This is a genomic window from Paenibacillus sp. LK1, from assembly GCF_002750415.1.
GTDB lineage: Bacteria > Bacillota > Bacilli > Paenibacillales > Paenibacillaceae > Paenibacillus > Paenibacillus taichungensis.
Genome location: NZ_PEII01000004.1, coordinates 517,407 through 537,005 on the forward strand (window position 1 = coordinate 517,407; position 19,599 = coordinate 537,005).

Annotated in this window: 11 protein-coding genes; 5 read left to right on the forward strand and 6 right to left on the reverse strand. The window is 46.4% G+C overall.

The window, feature by feature from the left end; translation table 11 throughout:
- Window positions 1-65: 65 nt before the first annotated feature.
- Together CS562_RS12070 and CS562_RS12075 are read left to right on the forward strand one after the other, a co-directional pair.
- Window positions 66-5,636 (forward strand): S-layer homology domain-containing protein, encoded by a 5,571-nt coding sequence (locus CS562_RS12070; RefSeq protein WP_099855882.1) that lies wholly within the window; start codon window positions 66-68, stop codon window positions 5,634-5,636.
- A 152-nt stretch (window positions 5,637-5,788) separates the two neighbouring features.
- Complete coding sequence (locus CS562_RS12075) at window positions 5,789-6,001, forward strand: immunity 17 family protein (RefSeq protein WP_099855884.1); 213 nt, start codon at window positions 5,789-5,791, stop codon at window positions 5,999-6,001.
- 186 nt (window positions 6,002-6,187) lie between these two features.
- Here CS562_RS12075 and CS562_RS12080 read toward each other — a convergent pair whose 3' ends face one another.
- Window positions 6,188-8,779, reverse strand: a complete 2,592-nt coding sequence (locus CS562_RS12080) for a glycine betaine ABC transporter substrate-binding protein (RefSeq protein ID WP_076291546.1) — start codon at window positions 8,777-8,779, stop codon at window positions 6,188-6,190.
- Window positions 8,745-9,974 carry a quaternary amine ABC transporter ATP-binding protein gene (locus CS562_RS12085; RefSeq protein ID WP_063564457.1) on the reverse strand — a complete coding sequence of 410 codons (1,230 nt, stop codon included), beginning with the start codon at window positions 9,972-9,974 and terminating at the stop codon, window positions 8,745-8,747. The genes CS562_RS12080 and CS562_RS12085 overlap by 35 nt, the downstream gene beginning before the upstream one ends.
- Window positions 9,975-10,469: 495 nt before the next feature.
- Between CS562_RS12085 and CS562_RS12090 the strand changes: the two genes are divergently transcribed.
- Window positions 10,470-11,042 carry a GbsR/MarR family transcriptional regulator gene (locus tag CS562_RS12090; protein WP_076291547.1) on the forward strand — a complete coding sequence of 191 codons (573 nt, stop codon included), beginning with the start codon at window positions 10,470-10,472 and terminating at the stop codon, window positions 11,040-11,042.
- Between the two features lie 98 nt (window positions 11,043-11,140).
- Here CS562_RS12090 and CS562_RS12095 read toward each other — a convergent pair whose 3' ends face one another.
- The 4 genes from CS562_RS12095 to CS562_RS12110 form a co-directional block, all read right to left on the reverse strand.
- On the reverse strand, window positions 11,141-12,769 hold the full coding sequence (locus CS562_RS12095) for a helix-turn-helix domain-containing protein (protein WP_180287108.1): 1,629 nt from the start codon (window positions 12,767-12,769) through the stop codon (window positions 11,141-11,143).
- Window positions 12,770-12,977: 208 nt separating this feature from the next.
- Window positions 12,978-14,264 (reverse strand): DUF5050 domain-containing protein, encoded by a 1,287-nt coding sequence (locus tag CS562_RS12100; RefSeq protein ID WP_076291549.1) that lies wholly within the window; start codon window positions 14,262-14,264, stop codon window positions 12,978-12,980.
- Between the two features lie 155 nt (window positions 14,265-14,419).
- A complete protein-coding gene (locus CS562_RS12105) occupies window positions 14,420-15,253 on the reverse strand; it encodes an ABC transporter permease subunit (protein WP_076291550.1) in 834 nt (277 codons plus the stop codon).
- Entirely contained in the window at window positions 15,246-16,151 is a 906-nt protein-coding gene (locus CS562_RS12110; protein ID WP_180287109.1) for an ABC transporter ATP-binding protein, read from the reverse strand. The genes CS562_RS12105 and CS562_RS12110 overlap by 8 nt, the downstream gene beginning before the upstream one ends.
- A gap of 448 nt (window positions 16,152-16,599) precedes the next feature.
- On the opposite strand from CS562_RS12110, the gene CS562_RS12115 reads away from it, so the two are divergent.
- Window positions 16,600-18,435, forward strand: coding sequence for an HSP90 family protein (locus CS562_RS12115; protein ID WP_076291552.1), 1,836 nt, complete (start codon window positions 16,600-16,602; stop codon window positions 18,433-18,435).
- On the forward strand, window positions 18,435-19,499 hold the full coding sequence (locus tag CS562_RS12120; protein WP_099855889.1) for a hypothetical protein: 1,065 nt from the start codon (window positions 18,435-18,437) through the stop codon (window positions 19,497-19,499). The genes CS562_RS12115 and CS562_RS12120 overlap by 1 nt, the downstream gene beginning before the upstream one ends.
- Window positions 19,500-19,599: the final 100 nt, after the last annotated feature.

Here is a 19,599-nt window from a genome sequence, read left to right on the forward strand (position 1 = left end):
TTGAACTAATGTACAAGCTTCATGAACAAATGATTATAAATTTAAAACATGGAGGTAGGTAAAAGATGCATATTCTGCAAATGAAGAGGTGGCTCAGGTTGTTCCTGGCCATGGTCCTGCTCATCACGGGTGCTATTCCAGCCGGATTGTTCAGCAGTAAGGCAGCCGCGGCGGACGAGCCGTTAACGGTTGCTCAGGCACTTAATCTTAATTTTGGAGATTCGAACATTTCACTTGAAGGATATGTTGTAGGAACCTACAGTAGTGGCCCAAATGTAAGGTTGAACCCGGATTTCACCTTGGATACCAATTTTGCAATAGCCGATACTCCTGATGAAACAAATATCAGTAAAATGATGCCTGTTCAGGTACCCACATCTGCACCTCGAAGTATTTTCGGACTGAAAAGTAATCCTTCCTTGTATAAAGCCAAAGTTCGTATTAGCAATGGTAATATAGCTGAGTACTTCAGCTCCAAAGGTATACACTACAATAATTCAACAACCTTCCAACTAATCGATGAGACTCCTGTAACTAAAGTGGCAAACGTCACAGCTAATCCTACTTCCGGCGCTGTTCCAACAGGGACCCAGGTTGCCTTGGAAACAACCACAGTTGGTGCAACGGTATACTACAAGCAGAATACGGACACTGATTATCTTCCCTACACCGTGCCCATCACGGTAAATGATGCAACTCATATTGAAACCTACGCAGTCAAAGAGGGGATCGACAATAGCGATGTTACCAGTTTTGACTACACCATCGTCGACAACAGCCCTATTTCCATCTCTGATGCAAGAAATGCAACTGAAAATACAACCGTTACCGTTCAAGGCATTGTAACTTACAGCGAATTATCCGGAAGTGTATCCAATCTGTATATTCAGGATAACGATGCCGGGATCGTTGTGCGCGGTAATGCTTCTGGTGTGGAAGTTGGTGACCGGATTGAAGCCTACGGCCCAATTACGATTTACAACGGCTTAGTACAGGTTGAAGCAAGCAAATCTGGATTTCAGGGTGGATATATTCGAACTGTCGACAAGTCGCAGGATCTACCTTCACCTGTACCGCTCAATTCTTCCCATTTTGCTCCAGGAGCGGGGGGCAGTAAGGGTTCTGGAGGGCAATATGAAGGGATGCTTGTCGAAGTAAACAATATTCAAGTGACAAAAAGCAACACGCCCACTTACACGGCGACAGATGAACATGGCGGTGAAATGCTGATTTATGCCAAAAACAGCCCGTCTGCTCTCTCCGTTGGCAAATCGTATCATAAAGTGACAGGAGTCTTGACGTACCATTCCACTTACGGTCTGGAGTTGATTCCTCGAACGGCGTCGGATATTCTGGAGGATTTGCTCTCCGTAACAGCGAGTACACCTTCCGGTGGCATTGTAAAAGGAACGGAAGTTACGTTGTCTTCTCCTTATGTAGGTGCCCAAATTTTCTATACACTGGACGGTTCTGAGCCAACTGTGAATTCGACGGAATACACACAGCCTATTACAATCAATCAAGATCAAATCATTAAAGCTGTTGCCACTGCTGATAACAGAGTAAGTACCATTTTTTCTTTTGAGTATACTGCGGTGAATCGATTGGATGGTGTACGTATTCACGAAATTCAGGGGGCAGGCCATTATTCCATTTATGACGGACTGAAAGTCCAGAATGTAGAAGGTGTAGTTACATCTGTAGTTAACGCAGATTCATTCTATATGCAATCCATTCCTGGTCAGGAAGATGGAGATCCGGCAACTTCTGAGGGGATTTTAATCTATAAGAAAGATCATGGAATGAAAATCCAGAATCGAGTTAAGGTTTCAGGTCAAGTCAAAGAGTATACAGCAAGCGCAACAGACCTGCCAACCACTGAAATTGTAGCTTCTGAGATTACGTTGGAACAACCCAATGCTGAATTGCCACAACCCGTAATCATTGGAAAAGGTGGTCGCGTAATACCGAATGTCACTGATTCGGATGGATTGAGGGAATTCAACCCGGACGTGGATGCCATTGATTTCTATGAAAGTCTGGAAGGCATGCGTATTCAGTTAAATGATGCGACTATTCTTGGACCTTATTCCTACAATCCCGGATTAGCAGTGACGGTGGACAACGAACCTAATAATCCATTGCAGACTCCGGCAGGAGGATTGATCTTACGAGGAGACGGAGCTGGAGAGTTTGAAAGTTCTCTAAATCCTCAACGCTTGTTCATTAATAAAAAACCTTCTCAAGCTGTGACCACGGGTGATAAATTTGCAGGCCCGATTAATGGGGTGATTTCTTATTCGAGTGGTAATTATAAGGTTACCTTGGAAGGCGATCTACCTCCTATTACATCCATTGGTTTGAAACAGGCAACAACCTCAATTGAACCACAACAAGACAAGTTGACTATTGCTACGTTCAACGTAGAGAACTTCAGTAAAAAGGATGCAACACGTGGAAATAAAATCGGCAAGATTATCGTTAACAATCTAAAAAGCCCTGATATTATAGGGATCATGGAAGTTCAGGATAACGACGGCGCAACAGATAGCGGAAACACAGACGCGAGTGAAAGTTTCAAAACGCTTCTGGATGCAATTAAAAGCAATAATGGACCAAGTTATCAGTATACCGATATTGCACCGCTAAATAATATGGATGGTGGAGCAACTGGGGGCAACATTCGTGTAGGGTTCCTGTACAATCCGGATCGGGTATCCTTAAAAGCAGGTACCAAAGGTGATGCAATAACAGCGCTTGCCCTCGATGCAATTGGAAACTTGTCGCTGAATCCAGGGCGCATTCAACCAGATAATGTCGCTTTCAAAACTTCAAGAAAACCGCTCACGGCAGAGTTTGAATTTAATGGTGAACGTGTAGTTGTTATCGCTAACCATTTCAACTCCAAAGGTGGGGATTTAGCCCCATTTGGAAATGTCCAGCCTGCAACCCGCAGCAGCGAAGTGCAACGTGCGCAGCAAGCAAGGATTGTCAATGAATTTGTAACTGAATTAATCCACAAAGACCCTGAGGTGAATGTCGCTGTTCTTGGCGACTTCAATGACTTCCAGTTCTCCAAAACATTGAATATTGTTGAAGGTAATGAACTGGACAATCTGGTAAATAAACTGCCAGAGAACAAGCGTTATTCCTACATCTATGATGGAAACTCTCAGACACTGGATCATATTCTGGTGAGCAAAAATCTGTCTGAAACAGCGGCTATTGAAGCGGTTCATGTGAATGCTGATTTTGAAGATTCACATGGGCGTGTCAGTGACCATGATCCGCTGCTTGCACAGCTAAGCATTGGAAGCACGGCAGAAGAGGGCGACTTCAACCTGCGTGTATTGCACACCAATGATACGCACGCCCATTTGGATAATATTCCGCGCCGCGTAACAGCGATTAAGGAAACACGTAATGATAACACCCTGGTGCTGGATGCAGGGGACGTATTTTCTGGTACCTTGTACTTTAACCTCTTTAACGGTCTGGCGGATCTGGAGTTCATGAACATGATCGGATACGATGCCATGACCTTCGGAAACCATGAGTTTGACAAAGGGCCAAGTGTGCTCAAGACGTTTATTGAAAAAGCGGAATTCCCATTTGTGAGTGCCAATATTGACTATACCAAGGATGCGAGATTGGGTGGCCTGTACAACGATACCATCGGAAATCCAGGAGAGAATTCCCAGATTTATCCGGCCATCATTACGAAAGTAGACGGCGAGAAAGTCGGAATCTTTGGCTTGACGACACCGGATACCGTATCCCTTTCATCACCGGGAGATGATCTGAAGTTTAAGGATTACAAAGCGAGTGCTCAGGCGACAGTGAACATGCTGCAAGATGAAGGTATCAACAAAATTATCGCGCTGACACATCTGGGTTACTCGGAAGACCTGAAACTGGCAGAAGCGGTAGAAGGTATCGACATCGTAGTAGGTGGTCATTCACACACCATTTTGAACAAACCAGTGGTTGTAGATACGCACACTGATCCTACGCTGGTCGTACAGACAGGTGAATATGACGTTTCTCTGGGTCAACTGGATGTAACGTTCAATGAAGCAGGTGTACTAAAAACATGGAACGGCAAATTGCTGAACCTGGATGCGAAGGATGCCACCGGTAATTATGTTTACGCAGATGATAAGGAAGCAGCTAAGAAATTGGAAAGCTATGCGAAACCTCTGGCTGAGTTCAAAAAAGAAGTTATCGGTGAAACGAATGTATTCCTGGATGGAGAACGCGGCACTGTGCGCAAGCAGGAAACCAACCTCGGTAACCTGATGACAGACGGCATGCTGGAGAAAGTAAAATCCATCGTGAAGGAGAACGACGTGAAAGGATACGTTGCAATCCAAAACGGTGGTGGCATTCGGGCGTCATTCCAAAAAGGAAATATTACGTTGGGTGATTTGTTAACCGTAATGCCATTCGGCAACAACCTTTCTGCGCTAAAAATGACAGGTAAGGAAATTACGGCTGCGCTGGAAAATGGCGTGAGCGGCGTGGAAACAGGAGAAGGGCGCTTCCCACAAGTTTCAGGCATGCGTTTCTACTACGATTCCACGAAGCCGGGAGAGAAAATTGATGCCATATCTAATACGGTGACCCAAGTCGGTCAACGCGTACTCAAAGTACAGATTAAGAATGCTAATGGTACGTACACGGATATCGATCCAAACGGATACTACATCGTAGCGACGAATTCCTTTATGGCTAACGGTGGAGACTTCTATCGGTCCATGAGAGCAGCGAAGGATGATAATCGGTACTATGAACTCAATTTGGTCGATTATGAAATCTTCCATGAACATCTGGACCGCGTAGGTACGGTAAACCAGACTGCAGAAGGACGCAGTACGGATCTGAAGGGAGCTCCACTTCCGGGTGATGGGAATGGAAGCAACCCTGGTAATGGCAGTGGAAATAATGGAACTGGCAGTGGTAATAGTGGTGGAGGTACAACGACACCAACCACACCTGTAACACCAACGGATCCAACCACTCCGACCACGCCTACAACACCTTCCGTCCCTGGTAATGGGAATGGAGGAGGTACTACACCAACCAATCCGGGTGTGATTTTGAAAGATATCGGTAATCACTGGGCAGCGGCTGCCATTGAGCAGGCCATTTCCAGGGGAATTGTAAATGGATATCAGGACGGTAATTTCCGTCCAAATGCACCGGCAACACGCGCCGAGTTCATTGTAATGCTGGCAAGAGCATTTGAACTTCCGGCCAGCAGCAAGGCGTTGACGTTTAAGGATGCCTCCAAAATTCCAGCATGGGCACATTCCTTTATTGCTCAAGCTGTAGAACAAGGGATCATTAGTGGCTATACGGATGAGACGTTCCGTGCAAGCGGCAAAGTATCCCGTGTAGAGATGACGGTTATGCTCGTAAGAGCACTCGGACTTCCAGTTGAATCGAATGCCACATTAACCTTTGCAGATGCAAATAAAGTACCTGCATGGGCCGTGCCTTATATCGCAGCTGCATATGATGCAGGACTGGTGAAAGGCATAGGCAAGAACATGTTTAATCCGCTTGTTGAAGCAACTCGTGCTGAAGTTGTAACCCTGTTGATGTCAGCGAGTGAGTTTCAGGCGAAGGAATAAGACTAATCAATCTTCTATGAAAAGGGAGCCAATACTCTAATGAAAACAGCTTGCAGACCTTCATCTGTAAGCTGTTTTTTTACTAATTAATGACTGTTTATTTTTACCAGAGAAAGGTATAGTAGACAGGATTATATTGAAGGAGTGTTGAAATGCAAGATCAACCGGTTTTAATCGCACTATTGGCTATTGCCGCAGGGATTTTCAGTTTGTTGGGTGGAATCAACAATTGGGATTGGTTTATGAAGAGTTTCCGAGCAGGTCTCTTTGTGAAAACCATTGGACGTCAGGGTGCAAGAGTGGTGTATGGCATTTTAGGTATTGTGCTGATTACCATTGGCTTATTATTGTTGCTGATTGGGTAAGTGTAGAAAAAGAAAAGAAATTCGTAGAGCCTGAGTACATAATTCAGTTTCACAGCCTTTAAACACCTAATAGCTTTAACCCATTAGCTTACCGATCCAAGAAAAAGTTACACTCAAAAAGAAAGACCACCGAAATTTTTTCGGTGGTCTTTTTGCCAAATTCAGGTTTATCCATCTCAATCTGGTTTAATTATCTTTTAAATCTTCAATGGAATTGATGTCCATATAGGTTGGTACAACCAGACCTGTTTTGGCACCGTCCATATTTGGACCGAGATCATCGATCTGATCCTTGTATTTGTTGAAATAATCTGCAGAGGTGAGCGGCAACCATGCAGCTGGAGTTGCATCTACATCACCATTGGCAATGCCGGTCCACATTGGACCGATTTCCACTTGAAGAGAGGTTACTTTGTAACCCAGTTTTTCTTTCAGGATGTACTCCAGCAAGTTGGTACTTGCAATCTCGGAGTCCCAGGCTACGTAACTCAGTTTAATGGAATCTCCATTCACTGGAGTTAGACCTTTGGTCCATTCAGCCACTTTGTCGCTATGCTTCTCAGCAAAAGCTGCTGCGGCTTTTTGGGGATCTTCTCCGTTTTGAATGGCGACCATGATTTCACCCATATCCTCAGGTGTCCAGGAGAAGCGATCCAGGAATTCATAAGCGACAGGTTTGTCTTCCTTTAACCCTTTACGGGCAATGGTATGAATTTGTTCTGCTTCACCGTAGACGCCTTCCGGATCGTCCAGGTATTTCAGGTCATATGCATTGAACATCCAATGCGGTGTCCAACCGGTAACGATAACCGGTTCCTTATTCTTAACCGCTTTATCCAGCGTAGCTGTCATTGCGGCTCCTGAACCTTCGACCAGTTTCCAGTCAGACAAACCGTATTTCTCAATGGCACTCGCTGTGGATTTCATAATTCCGGCACCTGGATCGATACCGATAATTTGGTGATTCACTTCATTTCCCACATTGGCATTTGCCGATGGAGTGGAGGAAGAAGCACCTGTTTCCAAATCTGCAATCGAATTAACGTCTGTCATGTAGGCAGGAACAACGAGCCCTGTGCGTACACCGGTCATGTTGGCTCCCAGATCATCCACCTGGTCTTTGTAACGTTCCCAGTAGTCAGCGTGAGTTAATGGCAACCAAGCTGCTGGAGAGGCATCTACGTCGCCTGAGGCAACACCCGTCCACATAGGTCCAGCTTCAACTTGCAGGGCGTTAACTTTATAGCCAAGTTTGCTTTCCATGACATATTTCAACAGGTTAGTACTCGCAATCTCAGAATCCCAGGCTACATAGCTAAGTTTAAATGCATCACCGTTAACTGGCGTCAGACCTTTGGTCCATTCGTCAATCTGGTCTGCATGTTTCTCAGCGTAGTCTTTTGCGGCTTCTTCTGGAGATGTACCATTTTGGATGGCACTCATCATTTCGCCCATTTCATCTGATGTCCATTGGAAACGGGACAAGAATTCATAAGCAACCGGGTGATCTCCTTTTAATCCTTTACGTGCGATGGTGTGAATTTCTTCTGCATCACCGAAAGATTTCTCGGGATCATCCAGATATTTCAGATCATATTTGTTGAACATCCAGTGTGGAGTCCAGCCTGTAATAATGATCGGTTCTTCCGCTTTAAGGGCTTTGTCCAGTGTGGCAGTCATCGCTGCACCAGATCCTTCAATCAGGGTCCAGTCCGTCAGATGATAATCTTCAATGGCTTTGGCAGCGGATTTCATAATGCCTGCACCCGGATCAATACCAATGATCTGATATTTGACTTCTTCACCTACAGCATTCGCTGGAGTGTTGTTACCGCCGGCAGAAGTACTGTTGCCGCCAACAAAGTATTGTGAGAAACCAGCTACGAGCACAACGAATGTGGCTGCAGCAGTAATCCAGGCTTTTTGCTTCGCTGAGAAGCGTGAGCTTTTCTTACGGCCTGGCATAAACAGATTTTGAGTGAAACGGTCAAGTACGATCGCAAGAACCACGACAGCCAGACCTGCTTCAAAACCTTTACCAATCTGCAACTGCGTTACCGCACGATAGACTTCCGCACCAATACCCTGTGCACCAATCATGGAAGCAATAACAACCATGGACAGCGACAGCATGATGGTTTGGTTAATCCCTGACATTACGGTAGGCAATGCGAGTGGAAGCTGTACTTTGAACAACTTTTGCATGGACGTGGAACCAAAAGCATCCGCTGCTTCGACCAATTCGCCAGATACCTGCTTAATTCCGAGATGAGTCAGGCGAATCGTTGGTGGAATCGCAAATATAACGGACGCGATAACACCGGGAACCACACCAAGGCTGAAGAAGGTTACCGCTGGCAGCAAGTAGACAAATGCAGGCATGGTCTGCATAAAGTCAAGCAATGGTGTAATAATCCGAGCTGCAGTTTTGCTGTATGCGAGCCAGATACCGATGGGAACACCAAGCAGAATGGAGATTAACCCTGATGTAATAACGAGTCCCAAAGTATCCATCGATTGGGACCAATATCCGAGGTTATCTACGAGCAAGAAACCGATAACTGTAAACAGGGTTAGTGGTATTCGGCCAACAAGATATGCCAATACACCAAGTATCACAATAAACAGGAGCGGATGAGGGAGCATGAACAGCCCGGAGAAAAATCCGACTACCTCCTGAATAACAACAGAAATGACTTTAAATAATCCGGAGAGCGAGGAGCTCATCCAGTCAACAATCGCTTCAATCCACGATGCTAGTGGTATTTTGGGAATCATTCACAAGTTCCTCCTTTACTGCAACTTCACCGCTTAGTGCTCCAAGCAGGGCACCGCGGACGATAACACCTTGCAGACGGCCGGTTTCGCCAACAACAGCGAGCGGCACATGGGCTGAACTTACAATTTCGAACAATTCATGAATCAGGGTTTCAGGCGCTACAGTCGGCCCATCCGTAATCAGAATATCGTTCAACACTTTGTTTTCGCGCATCGCGCGGGTTGCATCTTCTGCTGTAATAACACCAAGCAGCTTTTTCGAACGGTCAATGACAAACAGGTTGGAAATACCACGTTCGCGCATTAATTCGAGGGCAACACGAGGACCACGGTCAAGCGTAATCGTTTCAGGACGTCGCATAACATGAGATGCGGTAAGGACCTTGGACAAGTCCACGTCTTCGACGAAGCGGGCCACATATGAGTTGGCCGGTTGAATCATGATTTCTTCCGGAGTACCGATCTGCACGACTGCGCCGTCTTTCATGAGGGCAATACGATCGCCGATGCGCAGCGCTTCGTCCAAGTCATGGGTAATGAAAATAATGGTCTTTTTCATTTTATCCTGAAGCTCAATCAGCTCATCTTGCATATCACGACGAATCAGTGGATCAAGTGCACTGAATGCTTCATCCATTAGCAGTACTTCCGGGTCATTCGCCAGCGCACGGGCCAAACCTACACGTTGCTGCATCCCGCCACTCAGCTCATCCGGCATTTTGTCTTCCCAGCCTTTGAGGCCAACCAGTTCAAGCGACGTTTTTGCTTTTTCCCGACGTTCATCTTTATCAACCTTCTGAACTTCGAGTCCATACTCCACATTATCAAGAACGGTACGGTGCGGGAATAACGCAAACTTCTGGAATACCATGCTGATCGTTTTCCGACGCACTTCGCGCAATTGTTCTTTATTCATCTTACGTAGATCTTTACCATGGACGAGAATCTCTCCCGATGTCGGTTCAATCAGACGATTGAACATTCGAACAAGTGTGGACTTACCACTTCCGGACAATCCCATGATGACGAAAATTTCACCTTCCTGTATTTCCATGTTGACCCGGTTGACACCAACCGTTATCTGTTTTTCTTTGGCCAACTTTTCTTTGCCCCAACCTTGCTCCAGTAATTGTAGACCTTGCTCGGTTTGGGGGCCAAACAGTTTACTTACATTCTTTACTTCAAGTATGGTCATGTTTTCACCCCTTCTGATGTGTTGTGCACTTCGAACGGCTTTCAGCATCCACAAGCCCATACACTTGTGCGCCCAGCCACGAAATCCGGTAATCGTTGCTTCGCTTCCCGTCTTTCTGGGTAACGTTTTGTATTCTAACAATACTTAACCCGTATAGCAACCGAATAAACAGTACATAATGTTTGTACAGTAAAAACTGTACAAAGTTTTCCGCCCATATGCTCCGTCATTCTCCTTATTCTGGCTAATAAGACACCTTTACATTTGATATCGCTTTTCCTACAATAGAAAATGTGCTGAATCTAAGCAGTTTCTTTTGGTTAAAAGATAGTCGTAGGCGTTTGCAACTTGGTAAAGCTCCCATGATACATGTGGTAACCTAAAGCCTGTTGGCATATAGGATGTCCTGCCGGATACTTTCCCATGTAAGCCGGATCTTAAACAGTTGCAATTATTTTGCCGAGACTGGGAATGTTCAGAATGGAGGTTGCAAGCATGAGCTTGGACCATTTACAAGAGGAACAGCAGGCAACCGTTCTTAGAATCCGTAAACGCGTCATTGAAGCCATTGGGCGTAATATGGATCTCTACGGCGTTACGCTGTCCACGGGACACTTATATGGATTGCTTTTTTTTGCAGACAAACCTATGACCCTTGACGATATGGGCCGGGAAATGGAAATGAGCAAAACGAGCATGAGTACCGGCGTACGTACACTGCTGGATCTAAAAATGGTGAATAAAGTATGGAGCAAAGGCTCCCGGAAAGACCTATATGAAGTGGAGTATGACTGGCATCAGACGTTTACGGATTATTTTGTGATTAAATGGAGAAAAGCCGTGGAGAGTAACCTTCAGATACTGCGCAAATCCGTTGATGAGATGAATCGTTTGATCGCTGACCTGGATGAACAAGCAGATGCTGAGCTTCTTCACATTCTTAAGGAAGACAAGCATAAGGTGCTTCAAGCTGAGGCCTACTACAAATGGCTGGATCGCTTGATTGATACCATGGAAGATGAGGAAATATACAAACTGGTTCCGAAGGAAGAGATCAAGGAACATTAATAACAGCAAAAGCAAAGGGCCCTTTCCGAATTGGAGAGGGCTCTTTTGTCTTGGTGGGTTATATACTTGTACATTTATAATGAAGAAAAAGACATGCTTTACAATTGTCCGATTAATCCCACGTGTGATAAAGTCACAAGCTGCTGAACGATCTGTTCCAATTCGTCCATGATCTGATGGCGTCCGTTTGGGGTCCAGGATAGTACAGACCAATCGGATATATCGTGTACGTTACCTTTCAACACAGCGGAAGAACGATTCCAGGCGGTAGTTTGTTTCATGCGCCGAAGCAGTTTCTCACTTGCTGGAGAGTTAGAGACGCGGTTTATGAACAGATGATCCGTGTCCAGCATGGGAATGCTATCTGCCGCATACTCATCTGTCATGAAGTCTGAAGATATGATCTGTGCAGGGTTCAGTCCAAGTTCACCGTAGATAAGGCGATTCAATGGATGCTCGATATTTTCCTGGAGCCGGATAGACTGATTCGTAACCTGCATAAGCATAATACGTTCTTGCCCGAAATGATGCTTCAAACGCAGTCCGATATCAAGGTTGCGTAGCTCCAGCTGTTTGAAATTCTGCAAGGCCTGTTGCTCCCGTCCGACCAGTTCAGCCAAGCGTAAATGATTTTCTTTCCAGTCATGTGCCTGATCCAGGATAACCGTAGGTGCAATACTTTTGAGCTTATCGTAATAGGTTTGATGATAAAAGTCACCGATAATCAGGTCCGGCTTGGCCTGACGAAATTTCTCCAATTGTGTAGCTAGCCGCTGCTGCTGCTCGACCTCATCAAGCTCCCGATCATGGAACCTGTCCATAGCAGCTACGGGATGTAATCCGAGTGAAGAGAGATTCTCATGAAGTCCCATCTTGGACGCAGTAGCCACACGAATCTGATCTTTTTTCATATATAGGCTGGGTGCGATCCCCAAGGTTTGTTTGAATTTGCGGCTAAAATAATATTCATTGCCATAGCCAACAGAGACCGCGACGTCTTTGAGTACACATGACTCTTGGTTGAGCTGTTTTTTGGCTTCGTCGATCCGTAAGCGATTCAAATAATCGGTAGGTGACATACCTTTGGCTTTCTTGAAGCTGCGAGAATAGGAGCTTGGCGTCAATCCGGCAATTTTGGCCAGTTGATCCATGCTGATACCTTCACTCATGAACCTTCTCATATACATAATGCTGCGTTCAAGCGCCGGATCGACTTTCTCATAATTTTCTTCAAGCCGATTCTCGGAGAGATACTGCAAAAGCTCGTGCAGTTGGCTATGTATACTGATAAAGTGATCGGGGTGAACGCCGCGATAGGCTTCATACAATTGTTCAACTCGCGCTCTGGCTTGTTGGTCATGACGAACCATCAGTCTGCCTGTCTCCCAATCCAGCGGGAAACCAGAGGAGGAGGACATTTTCCATTGGCCGCGCACTTGCTGCAAACATACCGTATCCATGCTAAGTATTATAAACTCCGTAACAGCCGAGCGTGCAGCCGCCTCAATCGTTGTTCCTGGCTTCAGAACATACAGTTGATTGGCTTCGGCGGTATAGACCGTATCGTTCAGGACCAGAACACCGTCTCCTTGTAAAATAAGACAGAGCATGGGCCGGGACACCGTCTTGCCTTGCACACGGAAATGCTCCCCGCGCCGTACACGGCACATGGAAGAGAGGAGCGGTAGAGATGAGGTTTCAGAAATGAAGGGAAGCTGTTCAGTCATACGGACCATCCTTTTGTCTTATTTTCTTAATGATAACAATTATCATTCTCATATGGAAGATGTTTTTGAAAAATAATTTTGGACATAAAAAAAAGAGGATACCCAGAGCCGTGATGGCTTTAGGGTTATCCTCTTTATTTGAAGCAAGAATGTTAAGATAGCTATAGGTCTCTATAAGTCTCTATAAGTCTATTCCCACATGTGTGGGTTAGTTTGGCACGACCAACAGGATATCATCCAGGAAAACGTCGCTTAGTACCTTTTTGCCTGTGCCATTGGCTTGCACATGATACAGACGATAGAGATCATTTGCGTTGATGTAGAACATGCCCGGAACATCGTCATGAAGCTGGAACGTAGCCCATTCCTCTCCAGCAAGCTTGGTTACTTTGAGGGCTGTGCTCACGGAATAAAGACCATTTGTACCGGATAGATATGCAATAGTTGGTGTTCCGTTGGTCAGCTGAGCAGTTACGAAAGTAACACTGTTCAGATTCAGGTTGGCAGATTTGGATACCTTGTTCCCGGCGATGGTTTTGGCATACGCCTTTTTGTCTGCATCCACAACTACAACCTTATCTGTACCTAGCGGACTTACCTCCCGGATGCTCTTACTATGAATCTGAAGAGTCTTGCCAGAAGTGGTCAATGCAAAGGCTTTGCCTGTTGAATAATCATAATCCTTGTTACTGTCCAGCTTGATGCCTTTGTTATACACATACAGATTGTTGCCCCAGCCGCCGGCATAAACAGCGTTCACGTCCAGCTTTGCTTTTGGATTAACAGCTGTACCTTTGCCTGTATTGTAGTTTACCTTGTACATGATAATGGCGTTGGTTGAGTAGTACTGCTCGTATGGGTCAGTGTTCACCATCAGTTGCAGTTCGTTTTTGGCCATGTTCATAAAATAACGACTTTCTACTGCACCAGCAGCAATTCGTTGCACTGCTCCGCTACCATTGGATGCTTTGGAAACGATCCATGGGTTTCCATTAACGAGCCCGTTATAATATACACGGCCTTTCGTTACGGCGAGCAGCGGAAAATCTGTATCCGCTTTGTCTGCAATTTTGGTGGCAGCGGAAGCTTCGCTATTGCCATTTGCACGATAGATCGTTCCTTTGGAATCCATATAATAGATGAATCCATTATCCGTAAAGTAGCTCAACACATCTGTCGCATACGTTTCAGCAGAATCGCTGGAACCGTCATTGGGAACACGAAGCAGTGTTGTGGAAGACTCGGAACGGGTGTAATAGAGATAGGATCCCGCCGCAGACAGACCATCTCCTTCAAAATCAAGCAATACCTCTGTGGTTCCGCTTCCGTCACCAGATACTTTGTACAATACACCATCGGAATCATAATATACCGTAGTTTGGTTCAGGGAAGCTGCATGAGCATTGGCTCCGCCTCCAAGCACTGCTGCCGCGATCAGTGTGAACAGCAGCAAGGTGCAAACCGTGCGTTGCAAGCGTGTGGACCATTTGTTCATAAATCAATCGTCACCCTTCTTCTTTATGTATGTAATAAACACAATAACACCTTAAGTTATATCGGTAAACTATGGAAAATATGTTATACATCTCAGTATGATAAAAAACGACAGAAGACCAGATCTTCTGCCGTTATATCTCAGCCATATTCCGCCTATATCTGACTTTCAGCCAGCTGTTGGCGACTGTTCCACAAAGTAACTAGACGAAGCAAAATGAAACTGATGAGTAGAAGTACCGCTCCGACCAAGATTAACATGAGAGGACTGATAAGCAACATGCCGCTCGCCTGACCGGCAATCAGCGCGAGCAATGGAATCACGACCAATCCACCGAGTTGATAGGCCTCCTGAAATCCGCGTACCTTCGCCGATATCAGTACATTTAACAAAATGACCACAAGACTGCACGCCGGAACAACCCACAGAACGAGAATGATCCAGTTCAGATTGGGAAACATCCATGCTCCAAACATGGGGTACATGAGGATATTGGCAATGATGCCGTAGATAATGAAGGTAATCCAGGATAATAACAGAGAAGGAATAAGGGCAGCTAACACCTTGCCTTTAAACAACGTATCCATACTCATCGGAGTGAACAGAAGACCTTCCAGGGTCTTGCGTTCCTTCTCGCCTGCAAAACTGTTGGCCGTCAGAATGCTGGATGCCATCACTGGAATGATGAGAAACAGGGGCGCGAACATGTATAAGGCCAGGTAATAGACAATGCGGTGGTTATCCGTAGGCATTGAAGCAAGCTGCGGAATCCGCCCGGTATGGGTTAGGCTATCCAGCGTATCAAGCAGGAAGCTCATATTACCGAGGGAAGCAAGTTCCAACCTTGAGGCTGTCCAAATGAGTATCCCAGGCATGATGATCCCGATAACTAGCGGAACGATCAACATAGGCAGCCAGAGCTGCACGCTGGCCGTGATGGCTCGAATATCTTTACGAACAAGTGCACGTATGGCTTGTCTGTTATTCATGATGGTGTGCCTCCCTGATGGCAAAATAAATACTCTCCAGATCGCTGCCCGTAATCCGGGCCTGATAGACTTGTCCACGCTCTGTCAATTGTCGCAGCAGCAATGGAATATCTTCACGAGTTTGAAGCTGAAAAACGGCTTTGTTCGCGGAAACCATCTCCGGTGTATACCCTGCTACCGTTTGCCAGCCATTCGCCATGGTCGCTTCAACTTCAATCCGGGGCGAGGTCAGGTATCGGTTGATGATCTCCTGCTCCGTACCTTCCTCAACCTTGCGCCCCTTTTCCATAAAAATATATCGATCACACACGGCCGATAGCTGGGATAATACGTGAGACGATACGAGAATCGTCATCTGTTCCTCCTGATTTAGCCGACGGATGATTCGGAGCACCATCTGAATGCCGTCCGGGTCAAGCCCATTGGTTGGCTCATCCAGAAAGAGAATGGAGGGGCGGTGCAGCAGCACCCGTGCTAGACCTACGCGTTTTTTCATGCCTGTGCTGTAAGTGCCTACTTTTCGATGTTGATATTCCTTCAATTCGAACAGATCCACGAGCTCGTCAATCCGTTCTTTGGCGCGTTGTACACCGAAAGCTTCAGCGAAAAAGATCAGGTTGTCACGCCCGCTCATATTTTCATACAATCCGCTCTGCTCGGTTAATGTGCCGCAGAAGGCGAGTACGTTCTCCGTCTCACGGAAGGGATCAAGGCCGTTAATGCTCACTTGCCCATCCGAAGCGCCGAGAACACCGTTCATGATGCGGATCAGGGTGGTTTTGCCCGAACCGTTGGGACCAATCAGCCCGGTAACGCTGCCTTGTTCAACCGTGAAGCTGACATCGTTCAGTGCCTGATGCACTTTAAATTGTTTGGAAATGTTGCGAACTTCAATCATGTACATTCACCATCCGATCTGAGTTTGGAGATTATACGTCCAGATGAGCTATATCGTTCAAATGGAGGGCCAGAAAATAAAGATTCTCCGTCTTTAGTCCCAAATGTGAGCAGCAACTCCACCCTAAAGTCCGGCGAAATCGGGTCTAAGGTTTGTTTTCACTGTGGTCTATACCATGTATTCTAGTTAAAAGGATGCAATATCTCGTTTCATTGCCATCCATAACGTGGTAATTAGACTTAAGGCCTCTTACATATTATGAATGCCTGAATATTCATCTAACGCCGGTCTTGGTTAGCCAAGGCCGGTTTGACGTCGTTACTTGGCGTATCCATCCAATGGAACGCCTCATTTCTTGTGATTACATAACTATTTCGTCTAACACATCGTATGAACACTTCCAAGTAGGAAACATCAGATGGGTTTGGACCAGAGGAAGGTGAGCGGAATGACAGCATCCAATGAGTATCGCTTCCAGGTGAACCTGAGCGGTATGATCCAGATTTTATCGAACCATCTATACAGCAGCCCGAAAGTATTTTTACGTGAATTAATGCAAAATGCGACTGATGCCATTACAGCTCGAACAGAAGCGGAACCGGGATTCCAGGGTGAAGTACGTGTGGAACTGACAGGAACAGGCGAGCAGTTGACCATGATGGTGGAGGACAACGGCATTGGCTTGACGGAAGCCGATATCCATGAGTTTCTCGCGATGATAGGTCAATCCTCGAAGCGTGGGCAGCAGGCCTTGCTGGATGGAGAGACTTCGTTTATCGGGCGATTCGGAATCGGATTATTGTCCTGTTTCATGGTGAGTCATGAAATCGTCATGCTGACGCAATCCGCGAAGGGTGGACCTTCGATGGAGTGGCGGGGTAAGCCCGATGGAACGTATACGATTCGGCAATTGGAGACGCAGTTGTCTCCGGGAACGAAAGTATATCTGCGTTGTACACCGGACGCAGCACATTATTTTGAACCGGAATATGTGAAAGAAGCCTTGTTCTATTATGGAGCGTTGCTGCCTTATCCAGTCATTCTGCATAGTGACGGTGTTCAACATAACGTCAATAGCGAGTCACCGATCTGGTTGATGGAGCCTGAGCTTGCACGTGGACGCAGAGCGGAAGTGCTGGCTTTTGGTGAACGATTGCTTGGGGAGAAGTTTCAGGATTTCATTCCACTGACGACGGCTTCAGGCCGTACAGGAGGTATAGCTTTTGTACTGCCCCATGCTGTCAATCTGAATGCCAAGCGTTCTCACCGGGTGTACCTGAAGCGAATGCTGATCTCGGAGAAGGCGGAGAATATTTTGCCGGAATGGGCCTTCTTCGTGAAATGCCTAATCTGGACAGACGAGCTTCAACCAACGGCTTCACGGGAACATTTTTATGAAAATGAAAAGCTGGAAGAGGTTCGCTCCGAACTTGGCGATGCCCTTCGTAAAGGGTTGGCCGACATGGCTGAGAGCCAGACGGAACGGCTGCAAAAGCTGATTCGTCTGCATGCGTTGTCGATGAAAGCACTGGCTGTGCAGGATCAGGAGTTCTACGCGATGATTCACCGCTGGCTTCCATTTGAAAGTACACGTGGTCATCGGGAACTGGGCGAGTTGATGAGCGAGGGAGAGACGTTGTACTTCACTACCACGGTGGATGAGTATCGTCAAATTCATCATGTCGCGTCAGCCCAATCGATGTTGGTCATTAACGGTGGATACATCTACGACAGCGATTTGATGGCAATGCTGCCACAAGTGGTGCAGCATGTACAGACGCAGCGGTTGCAGCCGGATGAGGTATCCATGAGTTTCACCGATGTGCCACCAGCTGAACGGAATCAGTATTATGATGCCTTGCGCCTTGCTGATTCTGCTTTGCAACGTTTCCGCTGCCGTGCAGAGGTCAAGGGCTTCAAGCCAGCTGATTTGCCGGTGCTGTTCACACTCTCGCAGGAGTCTTCCACGCTGCGTGCATTGGAAAAAGCAAGTGAGGAGAGTACAGAATTATTCTCTTCTGTCCTTGGATCATTGTCATCCGGCATTAGTTCCGCAGGTTATTCGACCCTGTACCTGAACATCAACAATCCAATTATTCAGCGGGTCCTGACTTCACCGGATGTCCAAATGACTCCGATTGCCATCGAGATGTTGTATGTCAATGCACTAATGATGGGGCATTATGCGATGAATCGGCAGGAGCTTGAGGTGCTGAATCAGGGCATCGTTCGTTTTATTGATTGGGGTTTGCGTGCGAATACAGATCGTAAGGGGGATGCCTGATGAAGACCGAAATGGATTTTGAGGATCTGATGGATGAGGCCTATGGCCTGCCTAATGGAACAGCGAAGCTTGGCATGCTGGAGGAAGCGGCAAGAGTCGCTGATGTGAATGGCATGGAGGAGGAAGCATACGAAGCACGTTCAGAGATTGTGGAGACCGCGACATTTTGCGGTTATCCGATGAAAGCACTGATTGCTTTTTCCTGGCAACTGGGGAAGTTCGATCAACAGCCAGAGAGATATGACGAAGAAACGTTAATGTGGTCATATAAATGGATTTTGGGTGAACTATCCAGCTTCCCGGAAGTGTCTCGCGATAAAATGATGGAGCTGCTGGAGGACTTTGGACGTCGCTTCAAATCATTTGGGTACAGTGAACGTTCGTATTGGTATTATCGATTCCGCATATCTATGGATCTTGGCGAGCTGGAGGAGGCAGGTACCAGCTATACGAAGTTCAGAAGTATGGATCGTGACTTTATGAGTGATTGTGAAGCCTGTGAGCAGGACGAGATCATGCGTTACTGGTTATTGGTAGGTGATGATGAAAAGGTATTGGAAGCGGCGAAGCCCATTTTGAAAGGGCGAATGAGTTGTGCCGAAATTCCGCACCTGACCTTATCAGAGATTTTGATGCCACTATACCGGCTTGGCAGGATTGATGAAGCTGACAAACATCAGGCGAAAGGCTATCGCATGATCAAAGGACATAATGATTTTGTGCAGAGCTTTGCTGAGCAGATGGATTATCTTGCACGCACGAACCCGGCGAAGGGCATCGATGTTCTGGAAGAAAACATAGTGCTTGCGATGGCCCATGAAGATCCGTTTGCCAAAATGATGTTCTATGCCAGAGCAGCACAATTGTTGCGCCGCTGGGCTGATGAATCTCCAGGATACCGATTGCGGCTTCCCGCTTCATTCCCTTATGAAGGAGATCCAGGAGATTTGCGTAAACTGGTCGACTATTTTGCGGCATATGCCAAAGCGGCCGCAGACAAATATGACCAGCGGAATGGCAATCAACATGTCTCTTCCATGTTGAGCGAGGTATTTAATTCATAACTTGAGAAGACCTCTTAAGTATCATCGCACCATCAAATGGTACACCAGAAGGTCACCACGCTAGCCAAAACAGGCTTGTTCAGAAGGAGGGTTATCCTCC